At 63.3% G+C, this 22,052-nt stretch carries 18 protein-coding genes; 7 read left to right on the forward strand and 11 right to left on the reverse strand.

What is annotated here, in order from left to right:
* Positions 1 to 280 precede the first annotated feature (280 nt).
* The 3 genes from ACTJGZ_RS10935 (at position 281) to ACTJGZ_RS10945 (ending at position 3,790) form a co-directional block, all read left to right on the forward strand.
* The gene (locus tag ACTJGZ_RS10935; protein WP_441662950.1) at positions 281 to 979 is read left to right on the forward strand and encodes a CoA transferase subunit A; all 699 of its coding nucleotides are present in this window, start codon (positions 281 to 283) and stop codon (positions 977 to 979) included.
* 13 nt (positions 980 to 992) lie between these two features.
* On the forward strand, positions 993 to 1,643 hold the full coding sequence (locus ACTJGZ_RS10940; protein ID WP_441662951.1) for a 3-oxoacid CoA-transferase subunit B: 651 nt from the start codon (positions 993 to 995) through the stop codon (positions 1,641 to 1,643).
* A 338-nt stretch (positions 1,644 to 1,981) separates the two neighbouring features.
* Complete coding sequence (locus ACTJGZ_RS10945) at positions 1,982 to 3,790, forward strand: M24 family metallopeptidase (protein WP_441662952.1); 1,809 nt, start codon at positions 1,982 to 1,984, stop codon at positions 3,788 to 3,790.
* Between the two features lie 134 nt (positions 3,791 to 3,924).
* Here ACTJGZ_RS10945 and ACTJGZ_RS10950 read toward each other — a convergent pair whose 3' ends face one another.
* A complete protein-coding gene (locus tag ACTJGZ_RS10950; RefSeq protein ID WP_441662953.1) occupies positions 3,925 to 4,317 on the reverse strand; it encodes a hypothetical protein in 393 nt (130 codons plus the stop codon).
* A gap of 473 nt (positions 4,318 to 4,790) precedes the next feature.
* On the opposite strand from ACTJGZ_RS10950, the gene ACTJGZ_RS10955 reads away from it, so the two are divergent.
* The 4 genes from ACTJGZ_RS10955 to ACTJGZ_RS10970 all read left to right on the forward strand — a co-directional run bounded on the left by ACTJGZ_RS10955 (position 4,791) and on the right by ACTJGZ_RS10970 (position 9,547).
* A complete protein-coding gene (locus ACTJGZ_RS10955; RefSeq protein WP_441662954.1) occupies positions 4,791 to 6,452 on the forward strand; it encodes a CTP synthase in 1,662 nt (553 codons plus the stop codon).
* A gap of 202 nt (positions 6,453 to 6,654) precedes the next feature.
* Complete coding sequence (gene eno, locus ACTJGZ_RS10960) at positions 6,655 to 7,941, forward strand: phosphopyruvate hydratase (RefSeq protein ID WP_441662955.1); 1,287 nt, start codon at positions 6,655 to 6,657, stop codon at positions 7,939 to 7,941.
* Between the two features lie 61 nt (positions 7,942 to 8,002).
* Positions 8,003 to 8,332, forward strand: coding sequence for a cell division protein FtsB (gene ftsB / locus ACTJGZ_RS10965; RefSeq protein WP_441662956.1), 330 nt, complete (start codon positions 8,003 to 8,005; stop codon positions 8,330 to 8,332).
* Between the two features lie 375 nt (positions 8,333 to 8,707).
* Complete coding sequence (locus ACTJGZ_RS10970) at positions 8,708 to 9,547, forward strand: EamA family transporter (protein ID WP_441662957.1); 840 nt, start codon at positions 8,708 to 8,710, stop codon at positions 9,545 to 9,547.
* A gap of 167 nt (positions 9,548 to 9,714) precedes the next feature.
* On the opposite strand, the gene ACTJGZ_RS10975 is transcribed toward ACTJGZ_RS10970, so the two are convergent.
* From ACTJGZ_RS10975 to ACTJGZ_RS11020, 10 genes are all read right to left on the reverse strand, one after another.
* A complete protein-coding gene (locus ACTJGZ_RS10975) occupies positions 9,715 to 10,737 on the reverse strand; it encodes a hypothetical protein (protein ID WP_441662958.1) in 1,023 nt (340 codons plus the stop codon).
* A 354-nt stretch (positions 10,738 to 11,091) separates the two neighbouring features.
* The gene (gene hslO, locus ACTJGZ_RS10980; RefSeq protein WP_441662959.1) at positions 11,092 to 12,030 is read right to left on the reverse strand and encodes an Hsp33 family molecular chaperone HslO; all 939 of its coding nucleotides are present in this window, start codon (positions 12,028 to 12,030) and stop codon (positions 11,092 to 11,094) included.
* 45 nt (positions 12,031 to 12,075) lie between these two features.
* Positions 12,076 to 12,597, reverse strand: coding sequence for a gamma carbonic anhydrase family protein (locus ACTJGZ_RS10985; RefSeq protein ID WP_441662960.1), 522 nt, complete (start codon positions 12,595 to 12,597; stop codon positions 12,076 to 12,078).
* A 15-nt stretch (positions 12,598 to 12,612) separates the two neighbouring features.
* Positions 12,613 to 14,043 carry an AMP-binding protein gene (locus ACTJGZ_RS10990; RefSeq protein ID WP_441662961.1) on the reverse strand — a complete coding sequence of 477 codons (1,431 nt, stop codon included), beginning with the start codon at positions 14,041 to 14,043 and terminating at the stop codon, positions 12,613 to 12,615.
* Positions 14,044 to 14,192: 149 nt separating this feature from the next.
* Positions 14,193 to 15,119: a UDP-2,3-diacylglucosamine diphosphatase gene (locus tag ACTJGZ_RS10995; protein WP_441662962.1), complete on the reverse strand. Its 927-nt coding sequence runs from the start codon at positions 15,117 to 15,119 to the stop codon at positions 14,193 to 14,195.
* A gap of 193 nt (positions 15,120 to 15,312) precedes the next feature.
* Positions 15,313 to 17,346, reverse strand: a complete 2,034-nt coding sequence (locus ACTJGZ_RS11000; RefSeq protein WP_441662963.1) for a THUMP domain-containing protein — start codon at positions 17,344 to 17,346, stop codon at positions 15,313 to 15,315.
* 227 nt (positions 17,347 to 17,573) lie between these two features.
* Positions 17,574 to 18,839 carry a glutamate-5-semialdehyde dehydrogenase gene (locus ACTJGZ_RS11005; protein WP_441662964.1) on the reverse strand — a complete coding sequence of 422 codons (1,266 nt, stop codon included), beginning with the start codon at positions 18,837 to 18,839 and terminating at the stop codon, positions 17,574 to 17,576.
* Between the two features lie 33 nt (positions 18,840 to 18,872).
* Positions 18,873 to 19,916, reverse strand: coding sequence for a DNA polymerase III subunit delta (holA, locus tag ACTJGZ_RS11010; RefSeq protein WP_441662965.1), 1,044 nt, complete (start codon positions 19,914 to 19,916; stop codon positions 18,873 to 18,875).
* Positions 19,917 to 19,940: 24 nt separating this feature from the next.
* Positions 19,941 to 20,528 carry an LPS-assembly lipoprotein LptE gene (locus ACTJGZ_RS11015; protein ID WP_441662966.1) on the reverse strand — a complete coding sequence of 196 codons (588 nt, stop codon included), beginning with the start codon at positions 20,526 to 20,528 and terminating at the stop codon, positions 19,941 to 19,943.
* Positions 20,529 to 20,547: 19 nt separating this feature from the next.
* A partial coding sequence (locus tag ACTJGZ_RS11020) for a class I tRNA ligase family protein (RefSeq protein ID WP_441662967.1) occupies positions 20,548 to 22,052 on the reverse strand: 1,505 nt, incomplete at its 5' end.

Consider the following 22,052-nt stretch of genomic DNA (forward strand, 5'->3'; position numbering starts at 1 on the left):
GGCCCGCAGGCCCGCCACCGACGATCACGACGTCATATTCCATGGATTCGCGTTGGGACAATTGCGACATAGCTGATGGTTTTCCTTGCTGGAACTCGAAGTATGATGGGCGGGATTGTAGGGCAAGCTGGCAGCTCGTCAGGTGCGCAGCGCAGCTCTCTAATTACCGGTATTTCTATAGAACACCTTCTTGACCTCATCCGGCTCTTTGACCAGGAAAACCTGGCGCGGGCGGCAGGGGGCATCGTGCAGTCTTGAAGCCAGTAAGGAGCAGCAATCCATGGATAAAGTCTATCGAAGCGCGGCGCACGCGCTGGATGGCATCGTGGCAGACGGCCAGATCATCGGCGTAGGGGGTTTCGGTCTTTGCGGGATCCCTGAAGCGCTGATTGTGGCGCTGCGTGATAGCGGGGTGAGCGGCCTGACCTGCGTGAGTAATAACGCGGGGGTGGATGGCGCGGGCCTGGGGCAATTGCTGGCCACGCGTCAGGTGCGCAAAATGGTGTCGTCCTATGTGGGCGAGAACAAAGAGTTCGAGCGCCAGTATCTGGCAGGGGAACTGGAGGTGGAGTTCACGCCGCAGGGCACGCTGGCGGAAAAGCTGCGTGCGGGCGGGGCGGGCATTCCGGCTTTTTACACGCGTACCGGTGTGGGCACGATTGTCGCGGAAGGCAAGGAAATCCGGCATTTCGATGGCCATGACTATGTGCTGGAGCATGCGATTGTGCCGGATGTGTCACTGGTGCATGCGTGGAAGGCGGACCGCAGCGGCAACCTGATTTTCCGCAAGACGGCGCGCAACTTCAATCCGAATGTCGCGATGGCCGGGCGGGTGACGGTGGTGGAGGTCGAGCACCTGGTTGAGGTGGGCGAGCTGGAGCCGGACGCGATTCATTTGCCCGGTATTTTCGTGCAGCGCATTGTGGTCAATGCGCATCCTGAAAAACGCATCGAGCAGCGCACGACGCGCAGCGCCTGAGGAGGGCAGTACCGTGGCATGGAGCAGAGATGAAATGGCGGCCCGCGCGGCGCGCGAGCTGCAAGACGGCTTTTATGTGAATCTGGGCATCGGGCTGCCCACGCTGGTGGCCAACCATGTGCCGGCGGGGGTGGAGGTCTGGCTGCAATCGGAGAACGGTTTGCTGGGCATCGGGCCGTTCCCGGCGGAAGACGAGGTTGATCCCGACCTGATCAATGCAGGCAAGCAAACGGTGACGACCTTGCCGGGGTCATCCTTTTTTTCGTCGGCGGATTCGTTTGCGATGATCCGTGGCGGGAAGATCAATCTGGCGATTCTGGGGGCGATGCAGGTGTCCGAGCGGGGCGATCTGGCGAACTGGATGATTCCGGGCAAGATGGTCAAGGGCATGGGCGGTGCGATGGACCTGGTGGCGGGGGTAGGCCGGGTGGTGGTGCTGATGGAGCATGTGGCGCGGCGCAAGGATGGCGGCGAGGAAATGAAGCTGCTGCCCGCATGCAGCTTGCCGTTGACGGGGGTGGGGGTGGTGGACTTGATCATCACGGACCTGTGCGTGCTGGAAGTCACGGACAAGGGCCTGCGCCTGCTGGAGCTGGCGCCTGGCGTCACGGTCGAGGAAGTGCAGGCGAAAACCGCGGCCAGACTGGATGTGGCGGGGCACTAAGACTGTGCATCAAGACTGTGCATTAAGGGGTTGTACTAAGAGCCAGCAATAAGAGCAGCACTAAGAGTCTGCGCTAAGACCGCGTACCCATACTGTTTGCCAAGCCTGAGTGCTCCGGCTTGGCAAACAGGCGCTTAAGACTCAGGCTTAGCACCCAGGCTGAGTACTTCAGCTTAGTACTCAGGTTTCACGCTCAGGCTTCACGCCCAAGCCGAGGCTCAGGCCTGTATTTGCTCCCTGCCGCCAAATCAGGCGCCAGCCCCGCTGGCAAGTATGCGGGCGTGGCGGAAGCGGCGGGCGGCGGTATGATTTATGCGTGCAAACGTGAGAGTGCCGCAATGAATCAACATGCAATACAACAGCGCCTGGAGGCGTTTCGTCATGCCCTGACACAGACGGGCTGCCAGGCAGGGCTGGTGCTGACATCCGATCCGCATTTATCGGAATATCTGCCGGGGTATTGGCAAGTCCGTGAATGGCTGAGCGGTTTTACCGGTTCAGCGGGCAATCTGCTGGTGACACAGCAAGAAGCGGCGTTGTGGGCGGATAGCCGCTATTGGGAACAGGCGGAAGCGCAACTCGCGGGTACCGGAATTACCTTGATGCGTTTGGGGGGCGGCGCGCCAGGCATGGCGGACTGGCTCGCCGAGCAGGGCAGCACAGGCTGCCTGGCCGTGGATGGACGCACGCTATCGCTGACGTTCTGGCGGCGCATGGAGTCGGACCTGGCGGCGCGAGGCTGGCGTTTGCAGGTGGATTTCGAGGGCGTCAGCCAGGCCTGGGAACAACGCCCTGCATTGCCGGTGTCGCAGGTCGTGGAACATGATTTGGCCTGGGCAATCGAATCACGCGAAGAAAAGCTGGACCGGGTGCGCGCGGCCATGCGCAAGCAGGGGGCCGATTGGCATCTGCTTTCCACATTGGATGATATTGCCTGGCTGTTCAACCTGCGCGGCAGTGATGTGGATTACAACCCGGTGTTTCTGGCGCACGCGCTGATCAGCGCGGAAGGCCAGGCGCAATTGTTTGTTGATGCGTCACGGCTGGCCAGCGGCGTGGCGGAACATTTGCGCAGCGCCGGGGTGCAATTGCAGGCCTATGACAGCATTACCCATGCGCTCGAAGGGCTGCAGGGCCAGGGGCTGCTGCTGGATCCCTCCAGCGTAGTGGTGGACCTGGCCAGGCGTGTGCCGGAAACTTTGCCCACCATCGAGGCGCCGAATCCTTCACGTTTGTTCAAAGCCTGCAAATTGCCTGCGCAACAGGACCATATCCGCCGCGCGATGGAGCAGGACGGCGCGGCCTTGTGCGAATTTTTTGCCTGGTTCGAGCGTGAGCTGGCGGCTGGCGCAGCTTTGACGGAATTGACGGTGGACGAGGTCTTGACGGCGGCGCGGGCCCGCCGGCCGGATTTTGTTTCCTTGAGTTTCCCGACCATTGCCGGCTTCAATGCCAATGGCGCCATGCCGCATTACCGCGCCTTGCCGCAGGCCTATGCCGATATCGAAGGCAATGGCCTATTGCTTATCGACTCGGGCGCCCAGTATCTGGGGGGCACGACAGACATTACGCGGGTGGTGCCTATCGGCCAGCTTTCCGCTGAACAGCGGCGGGACTTCACGCTGGTGCTCAAAGGCATGATAGGCCTGTCGCGCGCCCGCTTTCCCAAAGGGGTCAGCGGACAGGCGCTGGATGTGCTGGCGCGCGCGCCGCTCTGGGAGCAAGGACTGGATTACGGCCACGGCACCGGACACGGCGTGGGCTATTTCCTGAATGTGCATGAAGGCCCGCAAAGCATTTCCTGGCGTGCGCCGGCGTCGGTGCCGCTGGAAGCCGGTATGGTGACTTCCAATGAGCCAGGCCTGTACCGGCCCGGTCAATGGGGCATACGCATTGAAAATCTGGTGCTGTCCGTCCCGGCAGAAGAAACCGAGTTTGGGGATTTCCTGGCGTTTGAAACTTTGACGCTGTGCCCGATAGATACGCGCTGCATAGACATCGGCCTGCTGCGCGAAGACGAGGTGCGCTGGCTGGATGCCTATCATGCGGAGGTACGTCAGCGTCTGGCGCCCTTGTTGCAGACAGCGTTGCAGGCAGAAGCATTGGCCTGGCTGGAGCGGCGCACCCAGGCCTTGCTGGAGCACTAAGCGCTAGGCACTAGTAGGCACTGAGCACTGAGCGCAGGGCCGAGGCAAGCGGCGGCAAGGCCGCCGCCATAAAAAAACGCGCACCGGTAAAAACCGGTGCGCGTTTTGCATGGGCGGGCGGGGCCGCCAGGGAATTATTTACTGCCGCGCAGGCGGGCGTCGATGTCAGCCATCCAGACCTGGTCGCAGGTAACTTCGGTTTCGGGCGCCTTGCCGTACACCTTGGTGGAGACGGCATTGCACCATTCTTGCGAACCCTGGTCGGGGCCGTGGCCCTGGCCATCGGTGATGCCGGCAGTGGTTTCGACCCAGTCGAACCATTCGTCGGTGCCGATGGACGGCGTGTCTGCCGACGGCGCAGCAGGCGCAGGCGCGCTGGCAGGTGGGTCGATCACAGGCGCGGGGGCCGACGCGGCAGGCGGCGCGCTGGGCGCCGGGTCGTTAGGCTTGTTATCGCAGGCGGCCAGCAGGGCCAAGGCGGGGAGCAGCACGGCAGCGCTGGCGATTTGGCGAGGGGAAAGACGCATGGGTGACTCCTATATGAAAATGGGCGGCCGGGGATGCGGCAGTGCGGCGGGCGCTGCCGTCAACTCAGACAGGGGCGGCGCACCGGCATCATGTGTCCATGATATCTGCGGCGGGAGCTACAAGGTTCGGCGGTATGTGTCCGTCTGCGACATCTGGTGACTGCCGGGCTGGCAGGGGCTGGGCCGGGGCAAGCAAGCAGGCGCCAATGCCGGGCCCGGCAGCCGCGCGCATGGCGGTTTTCCGGGCCGCGCCAGGCGCCGGAACGGGATTTCGCCTGTCTCCGGCAAGGCACAACTTGCAAGCTTGGCACTAGCGGCCCGGAAGCTGAGTTAAACTTCTTCTTTATCCCTATCAACCCGAACCCCGGACGTGGCTGGCCGTGCCCGGGGTTCCTGGGGATGGTGCGGGCTTGGCGCAAGCCGCCTGTTCTGTTCCAGACCGCAACGGCCGATTGCCCCGGCCGTATTCTGAAATGACCAAGTACGTATTCGTGACGGGCGGGGTAGTGTCCTCGCTTGGTAAAGGCATATCTGCAGCATCCCTGGCCGCGATTCTGGAATCGCGTGGCCTGCAGGTGACGATGCTCAAGCTCGATCCCTACATCAACGTCGATCCGGGCACGATGAGTCCGTTCCAGCACGGCGAAGTGTTCGTGACGGAAGATGGCGCAGAGACCGATCTTGACCTCGGCCACTATGAGCGCTTCATCTCGGCGCGCATGCATAAGGTGAATAATTTCACCACCGGCCAGATTTATGAATCGGTGCTGCGCAAGGAGCGCCGTGGTGATTACCTGGGCAAGACTGTTCAGGTGATTCCGCATATCACCAACGAAATCCAGGATTTCATCGCGCGCGGCGCCAGCGCTGCCTATAACGGCAACGCCGATGTGGCCATCGTTGAAATCGGCGGCACGGTCGGGGATATCGAATCCCTGCCGTTCCTGGAGGCCGTGCGCCAGATGAGCCTGCGTCTGGGCCGTGGCAATGCCGCTTTCGTGCACCTGACCCTGGTGCCTTTCATTCCTTCCGCCGGCGAACTGAAGACCAAGCCTACGCAGCATTCGGTGCAGAAGTTGCGCGAGATCGGCATTTACCCGAACGCGCTGCTGTGCCGCGCCGACCGTCCTATTCCGGACGAAGAGCGCGCCAAGATTTCGCTGTTCTCCAATGTGCCTCAGGATGCCGTGATTTCCGTGTGGGATGCCGAGTCCATTTACGAAATCCCCTCCATGCTGCACAAGCAGGGCCTGGATAGCCTGGTGTGCGATGCGCTGAACCTGAACCCGCCGCCCGCGGATCTGAGCGCCTGGGACGAGATGAATGCCGCGCTGCGCCACCCGGAATCGGAAGTGCGTATCGGGATGGTGGGCAAATATGTCGATCTGACCGAGTCCTATAAGTCGCTGAGCGAAGCGCTGGTGCATGCCAGCATTCACACGCGCAGCAAGGTCGTTATCGACTACATCGACTCGGAAGAAATCGAAAAGCGCGGCGCTGCCGAGCTGTTGTCCGGCCTGGACGCGATTCTGGTGCCTGGCGGTTTCGGCAAGCGCGGCACGGAAGGCAAGATTGCCGCCGTGCGTTATGCGCGTGAAAACAAGGTGCCTTTCCTGGGTATCTGCCTGGGCATGCAGCTGGCGGTGGTGGAATATGCCCGCCACAAGGCTGGCCTGGGCGGCGCCAACAGCACCGAGTTCGATCCGTCTGCCCCGCATCCGGTCGTAGCCCTGATTACCGAGTGGATGGATCGCGAAGGCCAGGTGGAGCGCCGCAGCGACAACTCCGATCTGGGCGGCACCATGCGCAAGGGCGCTCAGCGGGTGCCGGTCAAACCGGGCACGCTGGCGCACAAGATTTATGGCGATGAAGTCAATGAGCGCCATCGTCACCGCTACGAAGTCAACAACGTGTATGTGCCCCGTCTGGAAGAGGCTGGCCTGGTTATCAGCGCCCGCACGCCGACCGAGAATCTGCCCGAGATCATGGAAATTCCGGATCACCCGTGGTTCCTGGGCGTGCAATTCCACCCGGAATTCACTTCCACGCCGCGTGACGGCCATCCGCTGTTTACCGGCTATGTGCGTGCTGCCCAGGCCCAGCGCCAGGCGCGCCTGCAAGCTGAAAAGCAGTAAGCGGCGGCATTGCGGTATTTGACCGCCACGCTCTGAGTTTGGCGCTTTGCATGCGCCCAGGGCGGGCGGCGACAACCAGCGGCAGAGGGCCAGCAAGGCCTTTTGCCGCTGGCTGCCATGGACAGGTCGCCCAGGCAGGCTTTTCACGGCTGCCTGGGCGCATGAATATCTGAATCAGTAACCATCTGGGGGTTTTAAGACAATGAGTGCTATCGTCGATATCATCGGCCGCGAGATTCTGGATTCGCGCGGCAATCCCACCGTCGAGTGCGACGTTCTGCTGGAATCCGGCGCCATGGGCCGGGCCTCCGTGCCGTCGGGCGCTTCCACCGGTTCGCGTGAAGCCATCGAACTGCGTGACGGCGACAAGTCGCGCTATCTCGGCAAGGGCGTGCTGCGCGCTGTCGAAAACGTCAATACCGAAATCTCCGAAGCGCTGGTTGGCCTGGATGCCCAGGACCAGACTTTCATCGACCGTACCCTGATTGAACTGGACGGTACCGAGAACAAGGAACGTCTGGGCGCCAACGCGATGCTGGCCGTGAGCATGGCCGTGGCACGCGCCGCCGCCGATGAGGCCGGCCTGTCGCTGTACCGTTACTTTGGCGGTAGCGGCCCGCTGAGCATGCCCGTGCCGATGATGAACATCATCAATGGCGGCGCGCACGCCAACAATTCGCTGGACCTGCAGGAATTCATGATTCTGCCGGTGGGCGCCCGCAGCTTCCGCGAAGCCCTGCGCGTCGGCGCCGAAGTGTTCCACGCGCTCAAGAAAATCCTGCATGATCAAGGCCTGTCCACCGCAGTGGGTGACGAAGGTGGTTTCGCGCCCAGCGTGGAAAGCCATGAAGCCGCCATTCAGCTGATCCTGCGCGCCATCGAGGAAGCCGGTTACGAGCCGGGCACCCAGGTTGCGCTGGGTCTGGATTGCGCCAGCTCGGAGTTCTACCGTGATGGCAAATACCATCTGGCAGGCGAGGGCGGTGTTTCCCTGACGGCGGAACAGTTCACCGATCTGCTGGAGACCTGGTGCGATAAGTACCCGATCATCTCCATCGAAGACGGCATGGCCGAAGGCGATTGGGACGGCTGGAAGCATCTGACCGAGCGCCTGGGCAAGAAAGTCCAGCTGGTGGGTGACGACCTGTTCGTGACCAACACCAAGATCCTGAAGGAAGGCATCGACAAGGGCATCGGCAATTCGATCCTGATCAAGATCAATCAGATCGGCACGCTGACGGAAACCTTTGCCGCCATCGAGATGGCCAAGCGCGCGGGCTACACGGCTGTCGTGTCGCACCGTTCGGGCGAAACCGAAGACTCCACGATTGCCGATATCGCTGTCGCAACCAATGCCATGCAGATCAAGACCGGTTCGCTGTCGCGTTCCGACCGCATGGCCAAGTACAACCAGCTGCTGCGTATCGAAGAAGAGCTGGCTGATGTGGCACACTATCCCGGCGTTGAAGCTTTCTATAACCTGCGCTGATCGCTGTCGTGAGGGCTGAACGTGGCGGTCCGCCCGTCAGCCTTCCTTGATGGATACACACATGCGGCTGCTTGCACTGCTACTGCTGCTTCTGGTTGGTTTGATCCAGTACCCTTTGTGGTTAGGCAAGGGAGGCTGGTTCGCAACCCATGAATTGCAGCACCAACTGGTCGAACAGCTGGATGTCAATGAAGGTCTGCGCGCGCGTAATCTGGCGCTCGATGCCGAAGTGCGCGACCTGCGCACGGGCACGGAAGCTCTGGAAGAGCGGGCGCGCGGGGAATTGAGCATGATGCGCCAGGAAGAAGTCTTTGTGCGCATCCTGCCCCAGGGCGCACCCTTGCCCGAAGTGAAGCGACCCGAGGCGAACGCGCAAAATCGCCGCCGTTGAGACGGGCTGGCAGCTGTGCTGCCAGGATAAGCGCCGTAAGCCATCACCGCCCCAGAGCTGATATCTGGGGCGGTTTTTTTATGGCGGCGCGGCGGCGCGCAAAAAAGCCCGCCACGGCAGGCGACAGCAAGCAGCCGTGCGCGGCATTCAGGCATGGAGGGCATCAGGATGGGGATGCGCTAAAGCGATCTTCTCAGGTATGCGGCGGCTGTCGCTGCCGCTGCTGAGTGTTGGCACCTGCGCCTGCGCCATGATTTATTTACGGCTGTGCGGCGACTGGCGCGGGCTGATAAAAGGCTTGTGCGCGGGCGCCGTGAGGGGTTCAATGGCAGGCTGTGGCCAGCGGCTCGGGCGGGCCGGACGGAAGCGCGCTGAATGATGTCTTTGACGGTATTTCTCTGGATATTGCTGGCGGCCGCGTGTCATGCGACCTGGAATGCGATCGTCAAAGGGGGGACGGATACCTTATTGACGACGGTGCTGATTGCCGCCAGCGCCATGTTGATGGGGACTGCTGTGCTGCCGTTTCTGCCTGCCCCGGCACAGGCAAGTTGGCCCTTCATTGCCTTGTCCACGGCCTTGCAGATTGCTTATTACTTGCTGCTGGCCAGAACCTACCGCATTGCCGATATGAGCCAGACGTATCCCGTCATGCGGGGCACGGCGCCATTGATCGTGGCCTGTATCGGCTTTGTCTTTCTGCATGACTTCATCAAACCGGCGGGGTGGCTGGGCATTGCCGTCATTTGCCTGGGCGTGCTCAGTATGGCCTTGGCGCCTGCCGCGGGGCGCCGCGCCAGCGGCATCCGCCCGGCGCTGTGCAACGCGCTCGTCATCGCCAGCTATACCTTGGTGGATGGCGCCGGGGTGCGGCTGTCAGGCGCGCCGGTCGCTTATACGCTTTGGATTTTCCTGCTGACAGCCATTCCTTTGCTGGGCTGGGCCTTGTTGTCGCGCCCTGCGCAGTTTTGCCATTATGCGCGGCAGAACTGGATGCTGGGCGTGGCAGGCGGCGCCGGTACCTTGTTGTCCTACGGCGTGGCGCTATGGGCCATGACGCAGGCGCCAGTAGCCGTGGTAGCGGCGCTGCGGGAAACTTCCATTCTGTTTGGCGTCTTGATTTCCGCCTGGGTGCTGAAAGAGCAGGTCGGGCGCCGGCGCTTGCTGGCAGCGGCTGTGATTGCGGCAGGCGCGGGGATTCTGCGGCTGGCATAGCGAGGGCAGCGCCGGGTGTCTGGTTCGGGCAACAGGCTGGCTAGCAATAGGCCGGGTAATAGTCCGAGCAATAGTCCGAGCAATAGTCTGGGCAATAGGGGCCGGGCAAATAGTCCGAGCAACAAGCCGGGCAGCTAGCACCGGTATTTGGCCAGGGGCAGGCCAGCTCAGCCGCGTGCCGCTGGCCGCGGCGCGGGAGGGCTGGCGGGGCAGCAGAGCAGGGTATCGCACAGGGCCTCATCGGCCTCGGGCAGCGAGGAGGCAGGCAGTTCAGGGCCGTCAGGGATGGCAGAAATGGGGATGTCAGGCAGGCCAGGCGAAGGCGCAGCTTCTTCTGGCAGGGGGAAGGGCCCAGGCAGTACCGGTAGTGTTGGTGGTGCAGGCAATGCAGGCAATGCCGGTATAGGGCCGGGCAAGCTGCCGCCTGGATGTTGCCCGGCGCGGGAGGCGCCGTCTGGCAAGACGGCCGTGACAGGCGGGGGCAGATGATCCGTGCTTTGCAAGCGCTGTTGCGGCCAGGCCCAGGCTTCCGATGCCATGGGCAGAGAGGCGCGGCGATAGATGGGCCAGAGCCCTGCTTGGGCAATTTGCCCGCTGTCATGATCTGTCTGCGCGGGCAGGAATATGCTGCCCAGGCGCAGTAGCCAGCGCGCAGGCGGGCTGAGCGGCTGATGCAGATAGCGCAGCTCCAGCGTCAGGAGATTGGCTTCAAAGACCGTCTGGCCGGAGAGAGGGCCTTTGCCTTGCGGCCATCCTTGGGACAGGTGTTCCTGATGGCGCAGATCCTGATAGAAAAAGGCCAAGGCGGCCGAGGCGCTGCCGGTTGGGCTGGCGGCGGTATTGCCTGTCTTGCTGCGTCCGGGGGCGGCATGGTCGGCCAGGCTGTCCGGGCCGGGGTTCAGGATATCCAGCCGCCATGCGGCAAGGCCGCTGGCCGCTTCGCGCCGCCGCCAGCTCCGGCGCAGCTGGGTGCCAGCCGTGAGGCCTGGAGGATCGGGCTGGCTGGCGCGCATGGCATGTTCAAAGGCCTGTTGCATGGCATGAGGGCTGGCATGGTCGCTGGCGCCAGCACGCAGGGCTTCGAGCAAGGCCAGTTCGGCGATCTGGGCGGTATTGCGGCCGTGCTCGAATTCCACGGCGGCCAAGGCCAGCGCGCCCAGAATCAGCAGCGCCAGTGAGGATTCCGCCATGGCGCTTCCCAGGGACTGATGGGGCGTGCCTGAGCGCGCGCAGGCTGCGCGGGCCAGTGTTGTTCGGGCTGAAGTCTGGGGCGCTGCTAGGGGTGCCGATAAGGCTGCTGGTGTGGCCGCCAGGGGCGGGGGATGGCGGCGCGGAATAGGCATAAGGCCGGCGCAGGAGAGGTGACAGGCAGAGTCTGCGCGTTTTCCGGCAGGCTGTCAGGTCGCAATACTACGGTACTGGGCGGGCGGCTGGCTGGGCGGCGCTAGGCCGCCGCTGATAGCAAAACCGGCCTATGAGCCCATGGGGGCCGGTGACAGACAGTGGGGGCATGTCCTGCCAGAAGGCAGGACACTGAGGCGGAATCAGTGCCGCGTGCCGGCCTGATCGGCATTGCCTGCCGGACTGGGCGAGGCAAACAGCGCGGCGGCATCGACCGGGTCGAAGACATAGGGCTTGCCGCAGAAATCGCACTGTACTTCGATCTTGCCTTGTTCAGCGATGATCGAATCGGTTTCCTGCTGGCCCAGCATGCGCAGCATGCCAGCGACGCGGTCACGGGTGCAGGGGCAGAAATAACGGATGCTGCGCGGCGGCAGTTCCAGCAGGCTTTCTTCCCAGAACAGACGATGAATCAAGACATCGGTGTCATTGCCCAGCAATTCCTGATAGCTCAAGGTGCTGGCCAGGGTTGTGGCGCGTTCCCAGGAATCATCCATCTGATCGGCGGGCAGTTCGCTGTCGGTCGCCAGGGTGCCGCCGTGATCGGGCAGACGCTGGATCAGCAGGCCAGCGGCCCGCTTGTCGTTGGCGGCAAGCCACAGGCGCGTGTCGAGCTGCTCGGACGACTTCATATAGTGTTCCAGCACTTCGGAAACGTTTTCGCCGATGAGCGGCACGACGGCCTGATAAGCCTGTTGGCCGGGCAGCTTGTTGCGCGGGTCGAGCACGGCCACGAAGCGGCCTTGGCCGCCTGGGTTCAGCAGGGCTTGCAGCCCGACGCCTTGCGGCCACGCCTGGCCAGAGCGCAGCTTGACCGTGGCGCGGATGGAAAGGTCGCTGCGGCATTCGACTACCAGCAGGGCAATGGCGCCATCGCCCTGGATTTGCAGCAGCAGCGAGCCGTCCAGCTTGAGGTTCGCGGTCAGCAGCGTGGCTGCGGCAACCAGCTCGCCGAGCAAGTCACGCACGCCTTCCGGGTATTGGACATGCTGCAGGGAGTCTTGCCAGGATTGATCCAGCGAGGCGGTGACAACACGCACGCGCTGGTCGGTAAAAAGGTATTTTTTCAGGGTGTCGGTCATGATGATCACATCTTAACTCAAGCCCCTGTCAGGCTGGCAGAGGCGTCAGGCGATGCGTTGCAGTCGGGTGCGGTAGCGCTGCGCGCGCGCCACATAACGCTGGGTGTTGGCATGCATGCCAGCCACTTCTTCGTCGCTCAGCGTGCGGACGATTTTGCCGACGCCGATGACCAGGGAGCGCTCCGGGATATGGCGTCCTTCAGGGACCAGCGCGCCTGCGCCGATCAGACAGTCGCGGCCGATGACGGCGCCATTGAGGACGACGGCCTGGATGCCGACCAGGCTGCCGCTGCCGACCGTACAGCCATGCAGCATGGCCTGGTGGCCGACGGTGACATTGGCTTCGACTGTCATGGGGAAGCCTGGGTCGGCATGCAGAATACAGCCGTCCTGGATATTGCTGTTGGCGCCCACCACAATGGGCGCGCTGTCGCCGCGCAGGATGGTGCCGGGCCAGAGCCCTACACCTGCGTGCAGGGTGACGTCGCCAATAACGACAGCGTTATCGAATAAATAGGCATCCGGGTCGATACGAGGAATCAAATCGTCCAGTTGATACACAGGCATAGTCAGTCTAGTCCATCAGGCCGTGGTGTTGGAGGAGCGCCGGACGCGCAAGGCCGCAGGATGGGTAGGGCGGGCATTCGGGCGGCTCGCCGCAGGTTTTTTGCTGCGCCCGGATCCGTAGGGCTTTTCCGTTGGCGGCATGGGCAGCGGCAGAATGCGGCCTTCAGAATCCAGGGCGGCATGCAGCCCGGTACGCATCCAGGTCATGGGCGCAGGCTGGATTTCACCTTGCTGCCAGATGCCAACCGGGAATAGCGGGTCAGTGTGACCATGGCGGTCGTACTGGCGCAGGGCCAGTTCGCCCTGCACGCCTGGGGGCAGTTCGTTGTCTGCGGCATCCAGCGCCGCCAGGTAGTGCCCAGGATAGGGGCGGCCGGGGCTGTGATCGGCAGCGGCCCATTTCTCGCCGCTATCACCGGCCAGGCCGTACATGCCATGGGCGCCATAGACGGCATTGGGGCGGCGGCCCAGCAGTTCCTGGCAGCGCTGCATGTCGGTGTCACGGTAGGTGCCCGTCACAAGGGCGGCAATGGCGTTCAAACTGGCCAGCGGCAGCGGCGGATGGCCGGGCGCACAGAATTCGCGCAAGGTATCCTGGGTGGCGATCAGATCGCTGATGCGCAGCCGGTACAGGCGCGACAGCAGCGAAGCGGCATCCAGCGGCTGGGTGATGGCAATCGCGGTGGCGCCAAAATAAAGCGCTGGCAAGACGGCGCCCAGCAGGACATCAGCCTGCGCCCAGTTGGCTGCGATCCAGAGGCGGTCCTTGCCTCGCGGAAACCAGTCCAGCGAGGCGACGAAGGCGGGCAGGTTGCCAATCAGGGCGCTATGCGGCAGCAGGACGCCTGCATGCTGCGGGCCGGCCTCCGGCGGGAAATGCAGCAGGGCTGGCGCATCAGGGGGCAGCGGGACCGGATGAACCCCATTGGGCTGCCGGGCCAGCAGGCCGCGCCAGGCCACGCAATGTTCGCTTTCCATGCCCTGGCCGACAAGTCTTGTGCCACTGGGCAGGCGGGCGCGTTCGGCCAGGTAGGCCGCCAGCGCGGGGTCATCAAGCACGACAGCGCGCGGTGCGGATTGCCGCAGCCGCTGGGCCAGTTGCGTGGGCGGCACCCGGGACGACAGAGGCATGACGATGGCGCCCAAGGTCCAGGCGGCCAGGGCGGCAATGACCAGGTAGGCGGGATCGCTCAGCAGCAGGGCCACGCGGTCGCCGCGCTGGATGCCCATGCGCGCCATGCCGCCAGCGAGTCGGCTGGAAATGTTTTGCAGCTGGCCGTACTGCCAGGTCGTGGCATCGCCTTCACTTTTTTCCACTACCAGCGCCACACGGCGGGCATCGGACGGGCTGATCGACCATTGGACGCAACAGGGCTGCGCCAGGTTGAACTGTGCAGGCAACAACCACCGGAAGGATTCGTAAAGCTGCGAATATTGGTCGTTCATAGGCCCGTGGACTGGGAAGACGCCAGCTGCTGTCAAACTACCTGCATGCAGAAACATGCAGGTAAATTGTGCATAAATGCCTGCGTCGGTATGCTTTCACGCCATAAGCATGAACCAGGGCGAAGGTTTGTGCAATATGCCAGACAGGTTTAGCGTGTTTTCCCCGACGCTCTCAGGCCCGCTGTTTTGCTTTTGCGGCTCAGGGCGGAAGGCAGCGCCGGCAGCGAAACCGGCTGGTGCGACGGCGCGGACTGGCGGGTATGCAGGTTGGCGTAAACGGACCAATCCAGCAAGGAGAGCTGGCCGTCGTGGTCTTCCGTCAAGGCCGACAGGCTTTCTACCCAGTCGCCGTCGTTGCAGTAGAGAATGCCGTCAATCTCGCGCATTTCCGGCTTGTGGATATGGCCGCAGATAATGCCGTGCATGCCCCGGCGGCGGGCTTCACCGGCCAGGGCTTCCTCGAAGTCCGTGATGTAGGACACGGCATTCTTGACCTTATGCTTCAGGTATTGGGATAGCGACCAGTAGTGCAGGCCGCGCCGGTGGCGAAAGCGGTTGTAATGATTATTGAGCCAGATGGCGCAGGTATAGAGCCGGTCGCCGAGGTAGGCCAGCCATTTGCCATGCTGGATGACGGCATCGAAGCGGTCGCCATGCATGACCAGAAAGCGGCGTTTGTCGGCGGTGAGATGTTCGATTTCGTCGTGAATTTCGATATCGCCAAAGGCATAGCCCAGGAATTGCCGGGCGAACTCATCATGGTTGCCGGGAATGAAGTAAACCCGTGTGCCATTGCGCGACAGGCGCAGTATCTTTTGCACCACATCGTTGTGCGCGCGGGGCCAATGCCAGTGCCGCCGCAATTGCCAGCCGTCGATGATATCGCCGACCAGGTAAAGCGTCTGGGTTTCGTTGTATTCGAGAAAATCCAGCAGGAAATTGGCTTTGCAGCCCGAGGACCCCAGGTGCAGATCGGAAATCCAGAGCGTGCGCCAGCGCTTGACTGTCTTGCCGCCGGGTTCTGCGGATTCCGTGGCCCGTCCGGCCTGGGCATCTGAATGAGGCGAGGTGGTCATGGCGGCTCCCGTGCGATGGCATTGCCAACATGGAAACATGGCGGGATGACGCGTTTGTGACGGCATTCCGGAGAGAGCCGCGTCTATGCGACTTGCCGATGGAGATTGTTCGGCATTTTCCGGTTTTTTTTTGGACAGGGCGGCTGGGGCAGTCGCCGCGCCACCGTCAGGGTGGCGCGGTCCAGAGAGGGGATCAGCCCCGGTTGGAGCCTTCGACGAGGTCGAAGGAGAACAGGCGGCATTCCAGCGCGCCATTGAAGACGGGCTGGCGGCGTGATGCCTTCAGGCGCATGGCCTGGGGCAGGGACATATCGTTGGAAATGACATTCAGGTGCCAGCCTGCGTAATTGTGCTTGAGGTGGCTGGCCCATTCCTGCCAGAGCACGTCCTCATGCTCGTCCAGGCGTTCGCCATAGGGCGGATTGGTGACAATCCAGCCGCTGTCGGCGGGCGGCGCGAAATGACGGGCATCGCTAACTTCAAAGCGGATCGCATCCGGGCCGAGGCGGGCGCGTTCGGCATTGCTGCGGGCGGCGGCAATGACGGCGGGGTCAAGATCCACACCCACCAGCGGCGCGTCCAGGGACGGCAGAATGGCGGCTTGCGCTTCCTGGCGCAATTGCCCCAGCTGGTAGGCGTCATAGTCACGCAGGCGCTCGAAACCGAAGGGACGGTTCATGCCCGGCGGGACACCCAGGGCGATCCAGGCGGCTTCGATCAGAATTGTGCCGCTGCCGCAGAACGGATCCATCAAGGCGGCTGCCGGGTCCCAGTCAGACAGGGCCAGCAGGCCTGCTGCCAGGTTTTCACGCAAGGGCGCGGCGCCCTTGTCGTAGCGCCAGCCGCGCTTGAACAAGGATTCGCCGGAGGTGTCCAGGTAGAGCGTCGCCGTGTCTTCCGACAGGAACAGGTGGACGCGCGCGTCGGGGCGGACGGTGTCGATATCGGGGCGGGCGCCTTCACGGGCGCGCAGGCGGTCACAAATCCCGTCTTTGACGCGCAGATTGCAGTATTGCAGGCTTTGCATCGGGCTGCGGATGGCCGAGGTATCCACGCGCAGGCGGTGTTCCGGGCCGAACCATTGTTCCCACTCGGTCTCAGCGGCCAGCGCCAGAATATCGTCTTCGGTTTGCACCGGACCTTGAGCCAATTGGATCAGAACACGGGTGGCCAGGCGCGAATACAGGTTGGCGCGCATGACGCCGCGCCAATCGGCCTCGAAGTGGCAGCCGGCGCGGCCCTGGCGGACCTCAGCGAAATCCAGTGCCTGCAATTCTGCTTCCAGTGCGGCTTCCAGGCCTTGCGGGCAGGAAGCGAACACTTTGAATACGGCGGCTTCTCGTGCCTGAGCGCCTGCGCCGATGTTGCTGCTGCGCGCCTGGAAACCGCCATCATGGCGGGGGCGGGCAGAAAAACCATCGTCGCGGCGTTCGCGCGGGGCGAAGCTGCCTTCACGGCGGTCACGTTGCTCACGCGGCTTGAAATCGCCTTCGCGGCGTGGGCGGGAGGAGAAATCACCATCGCGGCGTTCACGCGGGGCAAAGCTGCCTTCACGGCGGTCGCGCTGTTCACGCGGTTTGAAATCACCTTCACGGCGCGGGCGGGAAGAGAAATCGCCATCGCGGCGTTCACGCGGGGCAAAGCTGCCTTCACGGCGGTCACGTTGCTCACGCGGCTGGAAATCACCTTCGCGGCGCGGACGGGAGGAGAAATCCCCCTCGCGGCGCTCACGCGGGGCGAAGCTGCCTTCACGGCGGTCACGCTGTTCACGCGGTTTGAAATCGCCTTCACGGCGCGGGCGGGAAGAGAAATCTCCATCGCGGCGCTCACGCGGGGCGAAGCCGCCTTCACGGCGGTCACGTTGCTCACGCGGCTTGAAATCACCTTCACGGCGCGGGCGGGAGGAGAAATCCCCGTCGCGGCGCTCACGCGGGGCGAAGCTGCCTTCACGGCGGTCGCGCTGTTCACGCGGCTGGAAATCGCCTTCACGGCGCGGACGGGAAGAGAAATCACCGTCGCGGCGTTCGCGCGGGGCGAAGCCGCCTTCACGGCGCTCGCCCGTGCCGGTTTTCTGGCTGTCATCCTGAGCGCGCTGCCGCTCCTTGTGTACGCGGGCACGGCTGCCGGAGCGCATGCTGGGCGTGTCTTTCTTTTGTGCTGACGGTGCGGCCGGGCGGGCCGAGATAGTCAGGGTCTTGCGGGGAGGAGCGGAATCGTTGGATGACATGGGTGTGGCGGCAGGCCGCGCAATAAGAAGAAAATGATCCGGCGATGGCCGGGGAACGTCAGGGCCGATATTTCATCGGCAGGCAAACGCAGCAGGCGTTCACCCAAGGCAGGAAAGTCCTGCGGAACCGGCCTGCCGCAAGATACGCGGCAGGCCGGGCCTGGTGCCATATTTGCCTGCATCAGGCGGTATAGCGGCACTCAGGAATACGTATGACGGGGCAGATATTAACCGCGCAACTGGCCTTCGCCAGTCAGCACCCATTTTTCTGTCGTCAGGCCTTCCAGGCCAACCGGGCCGCGGGCGTGCAGGCGATTGGTGGAAATTCCAATTTCTGCGCCCAGGCCATATTCGAACCCGTCAGCAAAGACAGTAGGCAGATTGACATAAACCGAGCTGGAATCGACTTCACGCTGGAAACGCTGGGCCTCGCGCAGCGCTTCGGTCACGATGCTTTCGGTATGGCCGGAACTCCAGGTGGCGATGTGCTCCATTGCCTCATCCATGCTATCGACGATGCGGATGGCGAGAATGGGAGCCAGGTATTCGGTGGCCCAATCTTCATTGGTGGCCGCCTGCGCCGAAGGTACCAGCGCGCGGGTGCGTTCACAGCCGCGTAATTCTACGCCGTGATTTTGCAGCGCGCTGGCAAGGCCAGGCAGGAAGCGTTCGGCGACTGTGGCGTGTACCAGCAGCGTTTCCATGGTGCCGCAGACGCCGTAACGGTAGGTCTTGGCATTGAAGGCGACACGATGGGCGGTTTCCAGGTCGGCATGCTGATCGACATAGACGTGGCAGTTGCCGTCCAGATGCTTGATCATGGGCACGCGGGCCTCGGCGGACAGGCGCGCCACCAGGCTTTTGCCGCCACGCGGCACGATGACATCAATGTATTCGGTCATGGTGACCAGGTGGCCGACAGCGGCCCGGTCCGTGGTTTCCACGACTTGCACGGCTTCTGCGGGCAGGCCGGCAGCGGACAGGCCCTGGCGCACGACGGCGCCCAGGGCGATATTCGAGTGCAAGGCTTCTTTGCCGCCGCGCAGGATGGCGGCATTGCCGGACTTCAAACAGAGCGCGGCGGCGTCGATGGTGACGTTGGGACGCGACTCGTAAATGATGCCGATGACACCTAGCGGGACCCGCATTTTCGCGATACGCATGCCGTTAGGGCGCTGAGTCGTGGGCGACAGGCTGCCGACCGGGTCCGGCATGGCGGCAATCTGTTCCAGGCCGGTTGCCATCAGGCCCAGCGTCTTTTCGGAAATGCGCAGCCGGTCAACCAGCGCGGGCTGCAACTGGTTGTCGGCGGCGGCCTGCAGATCCAGGGCATTGGCGGCCAGGATGGCTTCGCGCTGTTCATGCAGCGCCTGGGCCATGCCGCGCAGCGCATCATTCTTCGCCTGGCTGCTGGCACGCATCATGTGGCGCGATGCCGCGCGGGCGCGCCGGCCCAGCTCCTGCATGGCGGTAAAAAGCGTATCGGTGGTCATGGGGTAAAGAAAAAAAGAGGGCTATACGCCATTCTATCCGGCTCTGGCGGGTAACGACAGGCGCAGGGCCAGGCGCAGCATTTCTTCCCAGGGATCTTGCATGCGCCCTTCGGTGCGCAGGCCTTTGATGAGACGGTCGATATCGTGAGCGTGCTGCACGGCGGCGGGCCAGATGCGCGGTGAAATACGGCCCAGTGCCTGGCGTGCCAGGCGTTCGTGATCGCCAAAAATGCGCATTTTGCGCATGTGGGTATTGAGATCCTGGCCAGCCGCGCGTGCCTGGGCAAGCCGGGCCAGCAGCCGGACTTCTTCGCCGACGGCCCAGAGTACCAGCGGCAGGGCTTCGCCTTCGGCGCGCAGGCCGTCAAGAATGCGGGTGACGCGTGCCGGATCACCGGCAAGCATGGCATCGCGCAGGCCGAAAATGTTGTAGCGCGCGACATTCAGCACCGCAGACTGCACCTGTTCGGCAGACAGTTCGCCTTCGGGAAACAGCAGGCCGAGTTTGAGGATTTCCTGGTGGGCGGCGAGCAGATTGCCCTCGACTTTTTCGGCCAGCCACTGGCGCGTGTCTTTGTCTATGCTTTGATTCTGCGCGGCGAGCCGTTCGCCAATCCAGCCGGGCAGACGCGGCAGATCGACATTGGGAATTTCTATCAATGTGCCATTGCTGGACAGGGCCTGTAGCCACTTGCTGTCGCGCAGGGCTTTATCCAGGCGCGGCAGGGCAAGAATGATCAGGGCATCGGGCAGCGCCTGGCCGCCTGCCTGTTCCGCCATGCGTTGCAGCGCCTCGGCGCCGGGCTTGCCTGGCTTGCCGGTGGGCAGTTTCAGTTCCAGCAGCTGGCGGTCGCCAAAGAGCGAAATGCTGCGGGTGGAAGCTTCGATTTGCGACCAGTCGCTGCGGGCGTCCACCACCAGGGATGTCCTGTCGGTATAGCCGGCAGCACGCGCGGCCTGGCGCAGCAGATCCACGGTTTCCATGACCAGCAAGGTCTCGTCGCCTGCCACGATATAGATCGGAGCAAGGCTATCCGGTTGGCGGGCCAGTTGCTGGCGCAGGTGGGAGACGTCCATGGCGATGCCGGGGGCGGCCGGGGGTCAATGCTGCGGAATAGGCGCGCGGCGGCCAGCGGCGGGGGCTGGCGCTGGCGGCAATTCCGCATTTTCTTTCTGATAGGCCTCAAACGCTTCTGCGACATCAGGCGCCGTCAGGCGCCGCAGCAGGCGTTCGACCACGCTTTGCTCCATGCTGTTGAAGAGCGTGTCCATTTCGCTTTGCTTGGCCTGCACCAGCTGTTCTTCATAGGGCAGGTCACGGCTGGCGGTGAGCGTGGTGTCCGGCAGCAGAATGTCGCCGCTGGCCGTGGTCAGCCGGAACACGTAGCTCAGGATGAGTTCGTATTCTTCGACACGGCCTTGCGGAGTCAGGCTGACTTCGCGCTGGGTGCGCGATTGGCTGACTTCGATCAGGCTGGCGGCGGCCTTGTCGGCGCTATCGACCAGCTTGGTGTTGGGCGAGGCGGCTTCCAGCGCGCGCCGCAGGCTGGAGCCGAACCGGGTGTTTTCCGGTATGCCGACGTACAGACTGTCAAAAGGCAGCGGCGAGACGCCGCGCAGCGTGAAGCCGCATGCGCCCAGCGTCAGCATGATTGCCATGGCGGCCAGGATGCGCAGGGATAGTGACATGCGGCTTCTCCTCGGGTTATCAGCCGACGACGTTGACCAGCTTGCCCGGCACGACGATGACGCGCTTGGGCTGGCGGCCTTCCAGGAAGCGGATCACGGCTTCATGGCTGGTGGCGGCTTGCTCGATGGCTTCCTTGCTGGCGCCATTGGGCACGCTCAGGCTGCCGCGCAGCTTGCCGTTGACCTGCAGCATGAACTCGATTTCGTCCGCGACCAGCGCTGCTTCATCCAGCACCGGCCAGGGGGCATCGAGCAGGTCGCCCAGGCGTGCCGCATAGCCCAAGTCGTTCCACAGATTCCAGGTGACATGGGGAACCACGGGATAGAGCACGCGGATCAGAATGCCCAGGACTTCGGCCAGCGCGGCCTGCGCCGCCGGGCTGTCAGGCAGTTCGCTGTCGTCGATGACGTTGAGCATCTTCATGCAGGCCGACACGACGGTGTTGTACTGGATGCGGCTGTAGTCGTAATCGGCCTGTTTGAGCAGCGTGTAGATTTCGCGGCGCAATTCCTTGACGGCCTTGTCGGCGCCTTGCCAATCCGGCGTGTCAACCGCCAGGCCCTGGGTGACCGCCGGGTGCAGGCGGTGCGCCACCGACCAGAGACGGCGCAGGAAGCGGTTGGCGCCCTCGACACCGGCTTCAGACCATTCCAGCGTTTGCTCGGGCGGGCTGGTGAACATGACGAACAGCCGCGCGGTGTCGGCGCCCTGGCTGTCGATCAGCGATTGCGGATCGACCCCATTGTTCTTGGACTTGGACATGGTGCCGACGCCGCCGTAGTCGATGGGGCTGTCGTCTGCCTTCAGGCGGGCGCCGGTGATGGAGCCCTTGGCATCGTAGCTGTTTTCGACTTCTTCCGGCCAGAAATACTCGATGCCGCCGCGTTCGTTGCGGCGCGAATAAATGTGGTTCAGCACCATGCCCTGGCACAGCAAGCGGGTGAAGGGCTCGTCGAATTTGACGAGATCCATGTCACGCATGACACGGGTCCAGAAACGCGCGTACAGCAGGTGCAGCACGGCATGTTCGATGCCGCCGATGTACTGGTCCATCGGCATCCAGTAGTCGTTGCGGGCATCGACCATGGCCTGGTCGTTGCCGGGCGAGGTATAGCGCATGAAGTACCAGGACGAGTCCACGAAGGTGTCCATGGTGTCGGTTTCACGGCGCGAGGCCTGGCCGCACTTGGGGCAGCTGCATTTCAGGAAGGCTTCATCCGTGGCCAGCGGGTTGCCGCTGCCGTCAGGAATCAGATGCTCGGGCAGCACCACCGGCAGATCCTGCTCGGGCACCGGCACCGGGCCGCAATCCGGGCAGTGGATGATGGGGATGGGGGTGCCCCAATAGCGCTGGCGCGAGATACCCCAGTCGCGCAGGCGGTAGGTAATTCGTTTTTCGCCCAGGCCAAGCGCTGTCAGGTCGCTGGCGACGGCATCGACTGCTGCTTCATAGGCCAGGCCATCGTATATGTCGGAGTTGATGGTGACGCCAGCCTGCTTGTCGCCGTACCAGTCCTGCCAGG

Source organism: Kerstersia sp., from assembly GCF_052103615.1.
Taxonomy (GTDB): Bacteria; Pseudomonadota; Gammaproteobacteria; order Burkholderiales; family Burkholderiaceae_B; genus Kerstersia.

Excerpts from the sequence above, each read along its gene's own strand:
- ACTJGZ_RS10935 (WP_441662950.1), top strand. The coding sequence starts at position 281 with ATGGATAAAGTCTATCGAAGCGCGGCGCACGCGCTGGATGGCATCGTG.
- ACTJGZ_RS10945 (WP_441662952.1), top strand. The coding sequence starts at position 1,982 with ATGAATCAACATGCAATACAACAGCGCCTGGAGGCGTTTCGTCATGCC.
- ACTJGZ_RS10950 (WP_441662953.1), bottom strand. The coding sequence starts at position 4,317 with ATGCGTCTTTCCCCTCGCCAAATCGCCAGCGCTGCCGTGCTGCTCCCC.
- ACTJGZ_RS10955 (WP_441662954.1), top strand. The coding sequence starts at position 4,791 with ATGACCAAGTACGTATTCGTGACGGGCGGGGTAGTGTCCTCGCTTGGT.
- eno (WP_441662955.1), top strand. The coding sequence starts at position 6,655 with ATGAGTGCTATCGTCGATATCATCGGCCGCGAGATTCTGGATTCGCGC.
- ftsB (WP_441662956.1), top strand. The coding sequence starts at position 8,003 with ATGCGGCTGCTTGCACTGCTACTGCTGCTTCTGGTTGGTTTGATCCAG.
- ACTJGZ_RS10970 (WP_441662957.1), top strand. The coding sequence starts at position 8,708 with ATGATGTCTTTGACGGTATTTCTCTGGATATTGCTGGCGGCCGCGTGT.
- ACTJGZ_RS10975 (WP_441662958.1), bottom strand. The coding sequence starts at position 10,737 with ATGGCGGAATCCTCACTGGCGCTGCTGATTCTGGGCGCGCTGGCCTTG.
- hslO (WP_441662959.1), bottom strand. The coding sequence starts at position 12,030 with ATGACCGACACCCTGAAAAAATACCTTTTTACCGACCAGCGCGTGCGT.
- ACTJGZ_RS10985 (WP_441662960.1), bottom strand. The coding sequence starts at position 12,597 with ATGCCTGTGTATCAACTGGACGATTTGATTCCTCGTATCGACCCGGAT.
- ACTJGZ_RS10990 (WP_441662961.1), bottom strand. The coding sequence starts at position 14,043 with ATGAACGACCAATATTCGCAGCTTTACGAATCCTTCCGGTGGTTGTTG.
- ACTJGZ_RS10995 (WP_441662962.1), bottom strand. The coding sequence starts at position 15,119 with ATGACCACCTCGCCTCATTCAGATGCCCAGGCCGGACGGGCCACGGAA.
- ACTJGZ_RS11000 (WP_441662963.1), bottom strand. The coding sequence starts at position 17,346 with ATGTCATCCAACGATTCCGCTCCTCCCCGCAAGACCCTGACTATCTCG.
- ACTJGZ_RS11005 (WP_441662964.1), bottom strand. The coding sequence starts at position 18,839 with ATGACCACCGATACGCTTTTTACCGCCATGCAGGAGCTGGGCCGGCGC.
- holA (WP_441662965.1), bottom strand. The coding sequence starts at position 19,916 with ATGGACGTCTCCCACCTGCGCCAGCAACTGGCCCGCCAACCGGATAGC.
- ACTJGZ_RS11015 (WP_441662966.1), bottom strand. The coding sequence starts at position 20,528 with ATGTCACTATCCCTGCGCATCCTGGCCGCCATGGCAATCATGCTGACG.